We start from the raw sequence: 14,496 nt of genomic DNA on the forward strand, positions 1-14,496 counted from the left end.
GCGACTGTATCGACAGTCGTCGATGAATGCAACCATTGATGAACGTCGATACAATGGCCGCCATGACGTCCCTGGATATGCCCGTCGTCCGCGACGCAGCCGCTCCGCGCGTCGACGCGCTGGCCGTCGGCGACGCCACGACCTACGCCGAATGGTTCGCCTGCCTGGCCGACCCGACCCGGATTCAACTGCTGCACCTGGTCGCCACGCGCCCGGCCGGGATCACGGTGCGCGAACTGACCGCCGCTCTCGACATCACCCAGCCGACGGTGTCGCACCACGTCCGCAAACTCGCCGAAGTCGGCTTCGTCACCACCCACAAGAGCGGGACCTCGACCGTCGTCGCGGTCAATCCTTCTTGCTGCACCGGCCTTCCGCATGCCGCCGACGCGGTCATGGGCGTCCTCGCTCCGCGGCCCTGCTGCCCAACGGATCTCCCCGCCGACGTGACGGTTCGAGCGATGCGCGACGACGACTGGGACGCGGTACTGCGCATCTATGGCGAGGGCATCGCCACGGGTCTGGCGACCTTCGCCACGGAGGTCCCCGCACGGGAAGCCCTCGACGGGCAATGGTTGCCCGCTCATCGCTGGATCGCCGAGATCGACGGCGCTGTGGTCGGATGGGCAAGCCTGAGCCGGGTTTCCGGGCGCGACTGCTACGCCGGCGTCGTCGAGAACTCGGTCTATGTCGGCGACGGCCTGCGCGGACGCGGGGTCGGGAAGTCGTTGTTGCGAACCCAGGTCATGGCTGCGGACGACGCCGGATTGTGGACGTTGCAGAGTGCGATCTTCCCGGAGAACCGCGCCAGCATCGCCCTGCACCATTCGGCGGGATTCCGGACGGTGGGGGTGCGCGAGCGGATCGCCCAACGGGACGGCGTCTGGCGTGACACCGTTCTTCTCGAACGACGCAACGCGAGTTCTTGAGGCATCAGCTCGGCCAAGACCGGACATCACAGCCCCGTGCTGGCGCCGACGCGGGAGTCGTATCGTCACCTGTTCACTCGGCGTTTGCTTGCGTATTGATTCGATGTACGTCAATATCGAGGAATGTCTAAGTCGGAGCTGAACCTGACGCCGGTCGCGGCCTGTGCCGCCGAGCCGGTCGTTCGTGATCCCTTGATCCACGCGGAGGCCGTCGAACTCGCCGCCGTATTCAAGGCATTGTCGGATCCGGTGCGGCTTCGGCTGTTCTCGCTGGTCGCGAGCCGGGCCGGTGGGGAAGCGTGCGTGTGCGACATCTCCGACGGTGTCGAGGTCAGCCAGCCGACCATCTCGCACCACCTCAAGGTGTTGCGCGAAGCCGGACTGCTCACCAGTGAGCGCCGTGCGTCGTGGGTGTACTACCGCGTCGTGCCCGAAGCGTTCGCGCGGGTCTCGAGCGCGCTGATCGCCGAGGGCGTGAACGCATGAGCGCGACCACCACCACCGAGCACCCGCCCGTTGTCGGCAAGCTGTCGACTCTCGACCGGTTCCTACCGGTCTGGATCGGCGTGGCGATGGCCGCCGGACTGCTGCTCGGGCGGATGATTCCGGGCCTCGGCGATACGTTGAGCGCGGTCGAGATCGACGGCATCTCCCTGCCGATCGCCCTCGGCCTGCTGATCATGATGTACCCGGTGCTGGCCAAGGTCCGCTACGACCGACTCGACTCCGTCACCGGTGACCGCAATCTCCTGATCGGCTCCCTGGTTCTGAACTGGGTCCTCGGCCCCGCGCTGATGTTCGCGCTGGCCTGGATCTTTTTGCCCGACCTGCCCGAATACCGCACCGGCCTGATCATCGTCGGCCTGGCCCGCTGCATCGCCATGGTCATCATCTGGAACGACCTCGCGTGCGGTGACCGCGACGCCGCCGCAGTACTGGTCGCCCTGAACTCAGTGTTCCAGGTCTTCATGTTCGCCGTCCTCGGCTGGTTCTACCTCTCGATCCTGCCCGGTTGGCTCGGCCTGGAACAGACCACGATCGACGTCTCCCCCTGGGAGATCGCGAAATCGGTCCTGATCTTCCTCGGCATCCCGCTGCTGGCCGGCTACCTCACCCGCCGCTTCGGCGAACGCGCCAAGGGCCGCGAGTGGTACGAGCAGAAGTTCCTGCCCCGCATCGGCCCGTGGGCGCTCTACGGCCTGCTCTTCACCATCGTGGTCCTGTTCGCCCTCCAAGGTGACCAGATCACCTCCCACCCCCTCGACGTCGTGCGCATCGCTCTGCCCCTGCTGGCGTACTTCGCTATCATGTGGGGCGGTGGCTACGCCCTCGGCGCCGTCATGGGCTTGGGCTATGCCCGCACCACCACGCTGGCGTTCACCGCGGCGGGCAACAACTTCGAACTCGCCATCGCGGTAGCGATCGCCACCTACGGCGCGACCTCCGGTGAAGCACTCGCCGGTGTTGTGGGCCCGCTGATCGAGGTCCCGGTACTCGTCGGCTTGGTCTACGTGTCGCTCGCCCTGCGAAAACGGTTCTCCGACGCCACCGCCAGTCCGGTTGTCACCGGGGACGTCAAATGAGCGACGAGCCCTCGGTGCTGTTCGTTTGTGTGAAGAACGGCGGCAAGTCGCAGATGGCAGCCGGTCTGATGCGACATCTAGCCGGTGACCACGTCGAGGTTCACTCCGCCGGCACCCAGCCCGGTTCGGCGTTGAACGAGCTGTCGGTAGCGTCGCTGCGCGAGCTGGGCATCGACCTCACCGGCGAATCGCCCAAATCCATCGACCCCGACCTGCTGCGCGACATCGACCTCGTGGTCACCCTCGGCCGCGAAGCGCAGGTCGAACCGGTCCCCGGTGTGCGAATCATCAACTGGGACACCGATGAACCCTCCGATCGCGGAATCGACGGCATCGAACGCATGCGCCTGGTGCGCGACGACATCCGCGACCGCGTCGTCCTACTACTGGAACAACTCACCGCCTGACCACGGACCGACCAAGGGACAGTGTCATGACCGACAGCCCGCTTACCCATGCCCACTACCACCGTGACGACCTCACCCTCGATCAACAGCACGCCCTCAAAACCGCCGCGACACGGCTGGAGCGCGAGTTCGAAGGAACCTTCGGCATCGAAACGATCGACCGGTTCCTGCACTCCTCCTACGACCAGTTCGCCGGTCGCGCCACCGTGGTGAACTTCCTTCCGCTGCTGGCCGAACGGTTCGCCCGCCAGCGGCTGAACGCCCTGGCGCGTGTGGAAGGCAAGGCCAACACCGGCAAGCCGACCGTGCTGTTCCTGTGCACCCACAACGCGGGCCGCTCGCAGATGGCGCTCGGGTTCTTCACTCATCTGGCCGGTGACAACGCGGTGGCGTGGTCGGGTGGTTCCGAACCCGGTGACGAGATCAACCCCGCCGCGATCGCGGCGATGGCCGAGGTCGGCATCGACATCACCGGCGAATTCCCCAAGCCGTGGACCGAAGAGATCCTGCGGGCCGCCGACGTGATCATCACCATGGGTTGTGGTGACGCCTGCCCGCTGTACCCGGGCCGCCGCTACGAGGAATGGCAGCTCGAGGACCCCGCCGGTCACGACGTCGCCGCCGTGCGCCCGATCCGCGACGACATCGAAACCCGCATCCGGCATCTGCTCGCCGAACTCGACATCCCCACCCACTGATTCGCACCACACCGAAAGGGATTGTCTCCCATGACGACCAAGCCCAGCGTGCTCTTCGTCTGCGTCCACAACGCCGGACGTTCGCAGATGGCCCAAGGCTTCCTGACCCACCTCGCGGGCGACGATATCGAGGTCCGCTCCGCGGGCAGCGCCCCTGGTAACGCCCTGAATCCGGCCGCGGTCGAGGCGATGGCCGAACTCGGCATCGACATCACCGCCCAGTCACCCAAGATCCTCACCTCCGACGCGGTCGAGACCTCCTCGGTCGTGATCACCATGGGCTGCGGCGATGCCTGCCCGTACTTCCCTGGGGTGGACTACCGCGACTGGAAGCTCGAAGATCCGGCGGGCAAAGGCGTGGAGTCCGTCCGCCCGATCCGCGACGAGATCAAAAAGCGCATCGAGGAACTGGTCGCCGAGCTGCTTCCCGCCCGCGCCTGACAACCGCCCTACCCGAGAAAGCGACATGTTGATGAGCAAGATCGAGGTATTCGAGCCCGCGCTATGCTGCAACACCGGCGTGTGCGGACCCGATGTCGACCAAGCCCTGGTGAGTTTCTCCGCCGATCTGGACTGGCTGCGCGGCCAGGGCGGAGACATCACCCGATTCAACATGGCATCCGAACCACTGGCCTTCGCCGGTAACGACGCCGTCCGGAATTTTCTCGAAGTCGCAGGCTCGCAGGGGCTTCCGCTCGTGCTGGTCGACGGAGTCACCACATTGACCGGCCGGTACCCGACCCGCGACGAGATCACCCTGTGGTCGCGCACCGTTGAGGTGAGCCCGCGACCGCAGGGTGTGGCGTTGCTCGACATCACCGAGGACAGCTGCGGCGGACCCGGCTGCTGCTGATCACCGTGGACACTCCCGCTTTCTTGACCGACGCCCCACGCTTTGTGTTCTTCACCGGAAAGGGCGGGGTCGGCAAGACTTCGGTCGCCTGCGCTTCGGCGATCGCGCTCGCCCGCGGCGGTGCTCGGGTTTTGCTGGTCAGCACTGATCCGGCCTCCAACGTCGGCCATGTCTTCGACACGACCATCGGCGCGTCGGTCACCGCGATCCCCGCGGTGACCGGCCTGTCGGCATTGGAGATCGATCCACACCAGGTCGCCGCCGCCTACCGCGAACGGATCATCGGACCGGTACGCGGGCTGCTACCCGCCGCCGAGATCGACACCATCACCGAACAGCTGTCGGGCTCGTGCACCACCGAGATCGCCTCCTTCAACGAATTCACCGCGCTTCTCGACCCCGCAGCCACCCAGTTCGCACACTTCGACCACATCGTTTTCGACACCGCCCCGACCGGTCACACGATCCGGCTGCTGCAACTGCCGGGAGCGTGGACCGAATACCTCCAGGGCAGCGGCGATGCCTCCTGCCTTGGACCGCTGTCCGGCCTGGACGCGCAACGCGAAACCTACGCCGCCGCAGTGCACGCACTGACCGACCCCGCGCTCACACGCCTGGTCCTGGTCACCCGCGCCCAAGACGCGGCGCTGCGCGAGGTCGCCCGAACCTACGACGAGCTCACCGACATCGGCGTCAAAGCAGGGCACCTGATCATCAATGCTGTTCTGCCACACACCGATACAGGCGATGATCTCGCCGCCGCGATCACCCGTCGCGAGTCTGCGGCAATCGCGGCGATGCCCGCGTCGTTGGCCCAGCTGCCGTGCGACCGGATCGCCCTCAAGCCCGTCGAGATGGTCGGCGTACCGGCCTTGGGCATACTCTTTGACTCCACTGCAACGGTTTCCGAGTTCACCGACGCCGTGGCACCGCAGATCGAAGCTGCACCGCTGGCGGCGTTGATTGATGAACTGACCCTCGACGACCACGGCCTGATCATGTGCATGGGCAAGGGCGGCGTCGGCAAGACAACCATCGCCGCAGCTATAGCCACCGCCCTGGCCGCCCGCGGACACGACGTGCACCTGAGCACCACCGATCCCGCCGCGCACCTGGCCGATACCGTCGGCGCAGGTCTGGCCACCATGCAGCTCTCGCGCCTCGACCCCGACGAAGCGACCGAGCAATACCGGCAGCGAATACTGCGCACCCGAGGAGCCGACCTCGATGAACAGGGACGCGCCGCGCTCGAAGAAGACCTGCGCTCACCCTGCACCGAAGAAGTCGCAGTCTTCCAAGCATTTTCGCGCCTAGTGCACGAATCCCGACACCGCTTCGTCGTCGTCGACACCGCACCGACCGGCCACACCCTGCTACTGCTCGACGCCACCGGCGCCTACCACCGCGAGATCAGTCGCAACCTCGGCGCCGATCGCAGCTTCACCACACCGCTCATGCGATTGCAGGACCCCGCTCAGACGAAGATCCTCGTCATCACATCCCCTGAATCGACCCCGATCCTCGAATCCGTCGAACTCTGCGCAGACCTGGAACGCGCTTCCATCACACCGTGGGCATGGGTCCTGAACAACTCCCTCGCGGCAGCCCACCCCACTGACACATTGTTGCGCGCTCGCGCTGCCACCGAGGTGGCCCACATCGGGGCTGTGGCAACGCAATACAGCCGCCGACATGCGATTGTCCCGATGCTCAGTTCCGAGCCGACGGGCCCTGATCGTCTGGCCGAGCTGTCCGGCGACGCCGCGATCCCGGTAGGCGAATAGTCACACCGAACATCTCGGATCGAAATTTATCGATACATAGGGTGCTGAGTCGCCATCCGTTCACCTCACTGTCACATCGAAATATTTGGATTCAAGGGTCCCGAGATGAGGGATCCGGTGGCCTACACCGGATCCGGGCAATGACTGGAGGCCCCACCCATGATCAAGCGCACCCGCGTGCACCTGACCGCCGCAAGCGCTGTCGCGGCACTGACTTTGGCCCTGTCCGCATGCGGTAGCGATCCCGCAGGACCGTCGCTGTCGGGCCCGGTGGTGATCGACGGGTCGAGCACCGTCGAGCCCCTCTCCGCCGCTGCGGGCGAGCTGTTCATGCAGGACCACAAGGATGTCCAGGTCACCGTCGGAACCTCGGGTACCGGTGGCGGTTTCAAGAAGTTCTGCGTCGGCGAGACCGACATCTCCAATGCCTCGCGTCCGATCAAGGACGCCGAGAAGCAGCTCTGCACCGACAAGAACGTGCAGTTCAGCGAGATCCAGGTCGCCAACGACGCGCTCACCGTCGTGGTGAACAAGGCCAACACCTGGGTGAACTGCCTGACCGTCGCGCAGCTGAAGAAGATCTGGGAGCCCACCTCGACGGTCAAGAACTGGAACGAAGTCGACCCGTCCTTCCCGAACGAGCCGCTCAACCTCTATGGCGCGGGCCCTGACTCGGGCACCTTCGACTACTTCACTGGCGTCATCAACGGCAAAGAAGGCGACAGCCGCAAGGACTACAACCCCACCGAGGACGACAACATCACCGTCCAGGGCGTCGCGGGCGCCAAGGGCGGACTCGGCTACTTCGGGTTCTCCTACTTCGAGGAGAACGAAGCCAAGCTCAAGGCCATCCAGATCGACGGCGGCAACGGCTGCGTCGCCCCGTCGGTGAAGGCCGCCCAGGACGGCACCTACACCCCGCTCGCCCGCCCGCTGTTCATCTACCCCTCCGACACGGGTGTGAAGAAGCCGCAGGTGGAGAAGTTCGTCGAGTTCTACATCGACCGCAACGACGCCATCGTCGAGGCCGCCCGCTTCGTGCCGCTCACCGATGCACAGAAGGACAAGGCACGCGCGGCGCTCGAGGCGTTGAAGACCAAGGCAGCCGCTAAGTGACCGTTGGTCACCGCGCGACCGATGGCCCCTCGACCGTGGGGGGCCATCCCGGCGTGTGGCAAGGAGAGACCGCCGATCTGAGCGCCCGCTCGGCACGCATCGGCGAACGCGTCATCCGTGCACTGCTGATGTCCTCGGCGATGTTCTCAGTGGTGGTGACCGTAGGAATCGTACTGTCACTGATGGTTCCGCTGACCACGTTCTTCCAGCATGTCGGCCTCGGTGAATTCCTGTTCGGCACCGAGTGGACCGCGGCCTTCGGTGACAAGTTCACCTGGGACGACAAGTCATGGGGTGTCCTGCCGTTGGTGGTCTCGACCCTGATGATCACCCTGATCGCGCTCGCCGTCGCCGTACCGCTGGGCCTGGGCGTCGCGATCTACCTCAGCGAATACGCCTCCGAGCGCGTACGGAAAATACTCAAGCCGCTGCTCGAGATCCTCGCCGGCATCCCCACCGTCGTCTACGGATTCCTCGCACTCACCGCCCTGACACCGATCCTCGGCACCGTCTTCGAGTTCCAGGGGATCTACACCAACCTCGCACCGGGCATCGTGATGGGCTTCATGATCGTGCCCACTGTCGCATCGCTGAGCGAGGACGCCATGTCGGCCGTGCCGCTGGCCTTGCGCCAGGGCTCCTACGCACTGGGTGCGAACCGGATGCAAACGACCTTGCGCGTGGTGTTCCCGGCCGCCCTGTCGGGCATCGTCGCCGCGATCGTGCTCGGCATCTCCCGCGCAGTCGGCGAGACCATGATCGTCACCATCGCCGCGGGCAGCAAAGCTCACCTGTCATTCGACCCACGCGAAGGCGCCCAAACCATGACCGGGTTCATCGCCCAGATCGCCAGCGGCGACGCACCACAGGGCAGCCCGGTGTACTACTCGCTCTTCGCGGTCGGCGCCTTGCTGTTCGTAATCACCCTGGTGATCAACATGATCAGCATCCGTCTGGTCCGCAAGTACAGGCAGGCATACTGATGACTTCGACCTCCATCATCCGCCCCGATCTGACCGGCAAGAACCGCAGCTCGGCCCCCGGGACAGTCTTCGCGATGCTGCTGTGGGCAAGCCTGGCGATCGTGTGCGTGTTCTTGTTCTTCGTGCTCGCGATCATCGTGCAAAAGGGCATCGCCCGATTCGACCTCGACCTGGTCACCAACCAGCCGTCCAAGATAGCACCGCAGACCTCCGGCGTCGCCTCAGCCCTGTACGGCACCTTGTGGGTATGCGTGCTGACCGCGACGTTCGCACTACCCCTCGGTATCGCCGCCGCGGTCTACCTCGAGGAATACGCCGACCCGAACTCCCGATGGAATCGGTTGATCGAGTTGAACATTCAGAACCTGGCGGCGGTGCCGACAGTGATCTACGGCATCCTGACCCTGGCGTTCGTGGTGCGCGGCCCGTTCGCGATCGGCGGTGTCGTGTTGGCCGGGGCAATCGCGTTGGCGCTGCTGATCCTGCCGGTCGTCATCATCACCACCCGCGAAGCGCTGCGTGCGGTTCCACGCGAAATCCGCGACGGCTCCTTGGCATTGGGCGCCACGCTGTGGCAGACCACCTGGAAGCAGACCCTGCCCTCGGCGATTCCCGGCATCGCGACGGGCTCGATCCTGGCCTTGTCGCGAGCGATCGGTGAAGCGGCCCCGCTGATCCTGGTCGGCGCGACGACGTTCGTCACCTTCAACCCCAATGGGGTCTTCGACCGGTACACCACCTTGCCCGTGCAGATCTACAACCTCGTCCCGCAGGACCGCCAAGCTTTTCGCGATCTGGCCTACGCCGCGATCCTGCTTCTGCTCATCGTCTTGCTGGCCATGAACGCCATCGCGATCTGGCTGCGTAACCGCTACCAGCGCCAGTGGTGACCCCGTCATGAAGGAGAAGACCATGACCACAGCCGATTCCCACCTCACCGCAGGCAGCGGCCGACGATCCACCCGCATCAAGATCGAGCCGAGTCAACAACTGCCCGCCGTGGCCGGGCAACCCGACGGCGTGATCAGCCTGCGCGACCTCGCCGTCTACTACAAAGACTTCCGGGCCGTCTCGGATGTGAACATGTCGTTCAGCAGCAAGGAGATCACCGCGCTGATCGGACCGTCGGGCTGCGGCAAATCCACCGTGCTGCGCTGCCTCAACCGGATGAACGACCTCGTCCCCGGAGCACGCGTCGAAGGCCGCGTCGCCTACCACGGCGCCGACATCTACGGCCCCGGTGTCGATGTCATCGAGGTCCGCCGCCGCATCGGCATGGTGTTCCAGAAGGCCAACCCGTTCCCGAAGTCGATCTACGACAACGTCGCCTACGGCCCCCGCGTCACGGGCATGCAGATCGAGAGCATGGACGACCTCATCGAACGGGCCCTGCGCGGGGCAGCACTCTGGGACGAGGTCAAGGACAAACTCAAAGAAAACGCGTTCGGACTGTCCGGCGGCCAGCAGCAACGCCTGTGCATCGCCCGCGCGATCGCCACCTCCCCAGAGGTGATCTTGATGGACGAGCCGTGCTCAGCACTCGACCCGATCGCGACCGGCAAGATCGAAGACCTGATGACCGAACTCGCGTCGGAGTTCACCATCATCATCGTCACCCACAACATGCAGCAGGCCGCCCGCGTCTCCCAACGCACCGCGTTCTTCACCGCCGCCGCCGATGACAAGGGCCAGCGCACCGGCGCCTTGGTCGAATACGCACCCACCGAGCAGATCTTCGGCAATCCCATCGACCCGCGAACCGAGGACTACATCAGTGGCCGGTTCGGCTGAGATGTCGGACCCGCTCACCGACGCGTGGGAATCGGGGTACTCGCAGTTCCAAGCTCGTCGCCGCGCCTGCGTCACCGGCACCATCCGCGACAGGATGACCCTGTTGGTCGTCGACGACACCGACACCGCGCGCACCCTGAGCGCGGAACTAGCCGGGCAGCCGGTCGAATTGCGGGTATGCAGCGACCCAGCACACGCACTGCTCGTGCTCGGACGCACCTGCCCGGACGCGGTGCTGCTCGGACCGACGACCGGGCGGCTGTCGCCGATCGACTTCCTCGAGATCTTGCGGGCGGAAGAACCTGGCATCCCGGTACTCGTGGCCGTCGGCTCAGGCGACGGCGCCTTCGCCGCACAAGCCGCCGAGCACGGCGTGACCGCAGTCATACCCAAGCCCTATCGAAGCCGCGAACTACTGGCGATCCTCCAGTCACTCGCGCTCGCCTCCGAACCGATCGCGATCCACCCCATGGTGATCGACCTCGGCAGGCTGCGCATCGACGGTTCTGCCCCACGGATCTGGCTCGACGGTGAGCAGATCATGCTGCCGCCGAGGGAATTCCTGCTGCTGCGCTACCTCGCCGAACGCAAGGGCGCGGTCATTCCCCGCAAGGATCTGGTCCGCGCGCTATGGGGTGAAGGACCCACCTCGAGCAACAGCCTGACCGTGCACGTACTGCGATTGCGACGACGACTCGGTGACGAAGAACACAACCCGCAATGGATCCGAGCCATCCGTCGACTGGGCTACCAGTTCGACGTGCCGCCACGTTCACCGAACGTTCACCGCACATGAGCACGATGTCACCATGGCAGCGTCACCGAAGGACACCGAACAGCACGGCACCACCGCGGTCGCGACCGTCGCAGGTCACGAACCCGCTGTGGCCGCTCGCCTGTTCAAATCCCTCGGCGACCCCATCCGCGTCAAACTCCTCACCCTTGTACGTCGGTCCGCCGACGGTGAAGCATGCTTCTGCGACCTAGCCGAGGAATTCGACTTCGCCCAGTCCACACTCAGCCACCACCTGCGGATTCTCGTCGACGCCGGGGTGCTCTCGCGCACCCGCCGCGGACGGTGGAGCTGGTACCGCGTCGAGCACGAAGCCCTCGACGAAATGGAGCTGATTCTGCGCGCCGGTGGCCCATTACGTGCGAACCCAAGCAGCAACTGCGGCGCCTGACTCCGTCAGGATCTTGTCCATCTGAGGTTCACCAGCCGTTCCTTGATCGCCGGGTCGGCACCCCGCAGGATCGAAATATGTCGATCCAGCCCGTTCGCCGAGTCGCGCCTGTCGGCGCGGTCTGGGGGCTTGGCATCGCTTTGGCGATCGAGTTCGTCGGCACCGCGCTACTGGCGACACTGCTGTCGATGATCCGGGTGGCGACCGACGCGTCTGGGTACGTCGGTAGCAGCGATTCGATGACCGCAGCGTTTTTGGTGAGCGTGCTCGCAGCCTCCGGCGCCCTGCTGGCTCTCGCGCATGGAGCGCACCTCAATCCTCTTCTCACACTGGCCGCCTGGTTCGACGGCCGACGTTTCCGCCACAACGGCCGGATAGTTTTCGCCTACTTCGCAGCGCAGGGCGCAGGCGCCTTCGTCGCAGTGATTGCGATCGATCCAATGATCGGCCGACAGCTCACGGCTGTCGGAACCCCGGCGACAGCGTGGCTGGTCGGCACCGAATTCGTCTCTGCGACCGGCCTGGTTGCCCTGTTCATGATCTTCACCACCGCGTCGCGAGGCTCATCGACCGCCGCAGCATTGGGCGGATACCTCGACGTCATCACCGTGGTCGGCTGGTCGTACTCGTTCGCCAACCCGGCGCTTGTTCTCGCAACCCTGCCGCACACATCCTGGGAAGACGGCACCACCGATACCGCTGTTGTCGTACTCACAGCCCTTTTCGGAGGCGGCTTCATCGGCGCCCAATACTTCACCGATCAAACGAGCGGAGGCTTCGACCCTCGGCGGGAACAACGATAAACATTCGTCGATGAAAACTTGTTCTCCTACGTAAACTCCGACGGTAATCATCGCCCTGCCGCAACGCGGAACTGTCGGCCCCAGCCTGGGCATTACAGTGGGTTCTACCTGTGCAAACGCACTGTTGATGAGGGTTGCCTAATTGGATTGAAATTCACTTTCCGGACTCCTTTAGATCCATTTCTCCCTCTACCGTCCCGAATACCACTCTATTTCGGGAGATTTCGTGAACCTCAAACCACTCGCCCTGTTCGTGAAGCACGACGGCCAGTCGTCGCGCACTTCCATGACGTGCCAGTACAAATGCGGCAACGCGTGCTTTCATGAGGTCTCCAACACCTCCGACGGCGCGTACTTCGGCGATATCGTCGCGGCGCTCTCGCGTCGCGGCGTGCTAAAGGGCGGTGCTGCCGCGGTCCTCGCGGTCGGCGCCGGCAGCGTCCTGGCCGCCTGCGGGGACGACACCCCCGCCGATCCGGCCGACAATCCCGCGGGTTCGCCGGGCACCGGTACGGAGTTCACCGCCGTCGCGCCCAACACCCGCGATGAGGTAGTGATCCCCGAGGGATACGAGCAGCAGGTCGTCATCCGTTGGGGCGACGCACTTTTCGCCGATTCACCGAAGTTTGACTTCGACAACCAAACCGCGGCAGCACAGGCCAAGCAATTCGGCTTCAACGCCGACTACGCCGCGTTACTGCCGGTCGAGGGCACGCCGAACAAATACGTGCTGGTCGTCAACCACGAGTACACCACCGAGCCGATGATGTTCCGCGGATTCACCCCCGACACCGTCACCCAGGCACAGTACGAAATCGCCTTGGCTGCACACGGTGTGACAGTCGTGGAGGTCAACGGCGAAGCCGGGAGCGGCAAGCTCACTCCGGCCTTCGGCAAATACAACCGACGCATCACCGCGACCACCGAGATCGGCTTCACCGGCCCCGCCGCGGGAACTGACCTGCTCAAGACCTCTGTAGATGGCACCGGGACAAGGGTTCTCGGCACACTGAACAACTGCGGCGGCGGTGTCACCCCGTGGGGCACGGTGCTCTCGGGCGAGGAGAACTTCAACGGCTACTTCGCCGGAGAGGCTGCCGACCCGGCCGTGGCGGCCCGCCACAAGCGTTACGGCGTCGGCAAGGTCGATGTCCCGCGCCACTGGGAACGGTTCGACAAGCGATTCGACGTCGCCTCCGAACCCAACGAGGCCAACCGATTCGGCTGGACCCTCGAGATCGACCCCTGGGACGTGTCCTCGACCCCGGTAAAGCACACCGCGCTGGGCCGGTTCAAGCATGAGTGCGCCGAAATCCATGTCACCGATGACGGCACTGTCGTGCTGTACATGGGCGACGACGAACGCTTCGAATACATGTACAAGTTCGTGTCCTCGAAGAAGGTCCAGTCCGGCACCGGTGCTGCGGCCCGCCGCCACAACATGACCATCCTGTCCGAGGGCACCCTCTACGTCGCCAAGGTCACCGGCGACCACCCCGACTTGATCGACGGCACCGGAAAAGTACCCTCCGACAAGGGATTCACCGGCACCGGACAGTGGATTCCCCTGCTGGAGGCCCGCGCCGACGGTCAGAGCAAGTCCCTCGTCGAGGGCATGAGCGCCGCCGAAGTCGCCGTGTTCACCCGCCTGGCCGCCGACAAGGCCGGCGCCACCAAGATGGACCGGCCCGAAGACATCCAGCCCAACCCCAAGACCGGCAAGGTCTACGTCGCGCTGACCAACAACACCAACCGCGGCAAGGAAGGCTACGCCGGTCCAGACGAAGCCAACCCACGCAACCAGAACAAGAACGGCCAGATCCTCGAGATCACTGACGACCACAAGGGCACCAGCTTCACCTGGTCGCTGCTGTTGGTCTGCGGTGACCCGGCCGCCGCTGACACCTACTTCGCCGGGTTCGACAAGACCAAGGTCAGCCCCATCTCCTGCCCCGACAACGTCACCTTCGACCCCTACGGCAACTTGTGGATCTCCACCGACGGCAACGCGCTGAAGTCCAACGACGGCCTGTTCTCCGTCGTTCTCGACGGACCCAACCGCGGTGAGACCAAACAGTTCCTCACCGTGCCGATCGGCGCCGAGACCTGTGGCCCGATCATCGAGGAGAACCGCGTCCTGGTCTGCGTGCAGCACCCCGGCGAATCTGACACCGCCACCCCCGACAAGCCAACCTCACACTGGCCCGACGGCGGCACCACGCAGCCCCGCGCATCGGTCGTGGTTGTGTGGAAGAAGAACGGTGGTCGCATCGGTCGGTGACGTTCAACGCCACCTCGACCCCGGAGCTGACACTCAGCGAAGGCGTCCACCCGTACCACCGGAGGATCTGGTCGGCCATCATGT

The 14,496-nt window shown here is 64.9% G+C and carries 16 protein-coding genes; all 16 read left to right on the forward strand.

From position 1 onward, the window contains the following. Nucleotides 1-62 precede the first annotated feature (62 nt). The 16 genes from NI2_RS04680 (at nt 63) to NI2_RS04755 (ending at nt 14,412) form a co-directional block, all read left to right on the forward strand. Nucleotides 63-929, forward strand: coding sequence for a helix-turn-helix domain-containing GNAT family N-acetyltransferase (locus tag NI2_RS04680; protein WP_067487025.1), 867 nt, complete (start codon nt 63-65; stop codon nt 927-929). 123 nt (nt 930-1,052) lie between these two features. After that, nucleotides 1,053-1,415 (forward strand): ArsR/SmtB family transcription factor, encoded by a 363-nt coding sequence (locus NI2_RS04685; protein ID WP_067486318.1) that lies wholly within the window; start codon nt 1,053-1,055, stop codon nt 1,413-1,415. Next, nucleotides 1,412-2,512 (forward strand): ACR3 family arsenite efflux transporter, encoded by a 1,101-nt coding sequence (arsB, locus tag NI2_RS04690; RefSeq protein ID WP_067486319.1) that lies wholly within the window; start codon nt 1,412-1,414, stop codon nt 2,510-2,512. The genes NI2_RS04685 and arsB overlap by 4 nt, the downstream gene beginning before the upstream one ends. Then, nucleotides 2,509-2,919 (forward strand): arsenate-mycothiol transferase ArsC, encoded by a 411-nt coding sequence (locus tag NI2_RS04695; RefSeq protein WP_067486321.1) that lies wholly within the window; start codon nt 2,509-2,511, stop codon nt 2,917-2,919. The genes arsB and NI2_RS04695 overlap by 4 nt, the downstream gene beginning before the upstream one ends. A 26-nt stretch (nt 2,920-2,945) precedes the next feature. Beyond that, complete coding sequence (locus tag NI2_RS04700) at nt 2,946-3,617, forward strand: arsenate reductase ArsC (protein WP_067486323.1); 672 nt, start codon at nt 2,946-2,948, stop codon at nt 3,615-3,617. A gap of 30 nt (nt 3,618-3,647) precedes the next feature. Further along, the gene (locus tag NI2_RS04705) at nt 3,648-4,058 is read left to right on the forward strand and encodes an arsenate reductase ArsC (protein ID WP_067486325.1); all 411 of its coding nucleotides are present in this window, start codon (nt 3,648-3,650) and stop codon (nt 4,056-4,058) included. A gap of 31 nt (nt 4,059-4,089) precedes the next feature. After that, a complete protein-coding gene (arsD, locus tag NI2_RS04710; RefSeq protein WP_067487028.1) occupies nt 4,090-4,470 on the forward strand; it encodes an arsenite efflux transporter metallochaperone ArsD in 381 nt (126 codons plus the stop codon). Between the two features lie 5 nt (nt 4,471-4,475). Beyond that, nucleotides 4,476-6,254, forward strand: coding sequence for an arsenical pump-driving ATPase (gene arsA, locus NI2_RS04715; RefSeq protein ID WP_067486327.1), 1,779 nt, complete (start codon nt 4,476-4,478; stop codon nt 6,252-6,254). Between the two features lie 159 nt (nt 6,255-6,413). Further along, on the forward strand, nt 6,414-7,370 hold the full coding sequence (locus NI2_RS04720; RefSeq protein WP_067486329.1) for a PstS family phosphate ABC transporter substrate-binding protein: 957 nt from the start codon (nt 6,414-6,416) through the stop codon (nt 7,368-7,370). A 53-nt stretch (nt 7,371-7,423) separates the two neighbouring features. Further along, complete coding sequence (gene pstC, locus NI2_RS04725) at nt 7,424-8,353, forward strand: phosphate ABC transporter permease subunit PstC (RefSeq protein ID WP_243749895.1); 930 nt, start codon at nt 7,424-7,426, stop codon at nt 8,351-8,353. Next, the gene (gene pstA / locus NI2_RS04730; protein WP_067486331.1) at nt 8,353-9,243 is read left to right on the forward strand and encodes a phosphate ABC transporter permease PstA; all 891 of its coding nucleotides are present in this window, start codon (nt 8,353-8,355) and stop codon (nt 9,241-9,243) included. The genes pstC and pstA overlap by 1 nt, the downstream gene beginning before the upstream one ends. A 22-nt stretch (nt 9,244-9,265) precedes the next feature. After that, a complete protein-coding gene (pstB, locus tag NI2_RS04735) occupies nt 9,266-10,144 on the forward strand; it encodes a phosphate ABC transporter ATP-binding protein PstB (RefSeq protein WP_067487034.1) in 879 nt (292 codons plus the stop codon). Continuing rightward, nucleotides 10,128-10,940 (forward strand): response regulator transcription factor, encoded by an 813-nt coding sequence (locus tag NI2_RS04740; RefSeq protein ID WP_067486333.1) that lies wholly within the window; start codon nt 10,128-10,130, stop codon nt 10,938-10,940. The genes pstB and NI2_RS04740 overlap by 17 nt, the downstream gene beginning before the upstream one ends. Before the next feature lie 13 nt (nt 10,941-10,953). Next, nucleotides 10,954-11,328, forward strand: coding sequence for an ArsR/SmtB family transcription factor (locus NI2_RS32755; RefSeq protein ID WP_084475909.1), 375 nt, complete (start codon nt 10,954-10,956; stop codon nt 11,326-11,328). Nucleotides 11,329-11,405: 77 nt separating this feature from the next. Beyond that, nucleotides 11,406-12,131, forward strand: a complete 726-nt coding sequence (locus tag NI2_RS04750; RefSeq protein ID WP_067486335.1) for an aquaporin — start codon at nt 11,406-11,408, stop codon at nt 12,129-12,131. A gap of 226 nt (nt 12,132-12,357) precedes the next feature. Further along, complete coding sequence (locus NI2_RS04755; RefSeq protein ID WP_067486337.1) at nt 12,358-14,412, forward strand: PhoX family protein; 2,055 nt, start codon at nt 12,358-12,360, stop codon at nt 14,410-14,412. Nucleotides 14,413-14,496: the final 84 nt, after the last annotated feature.

Origin of the sequence: Nocardia ignorata NBRC 108230 (assembly GCF_001612905.1) — a bacterium.
Lineage (GTDB): Bacteria > Actinomycetota > Actinomycetes > Mycobacteriales > Mycobacteriaceae > Nocardia > Nocardia ignorata.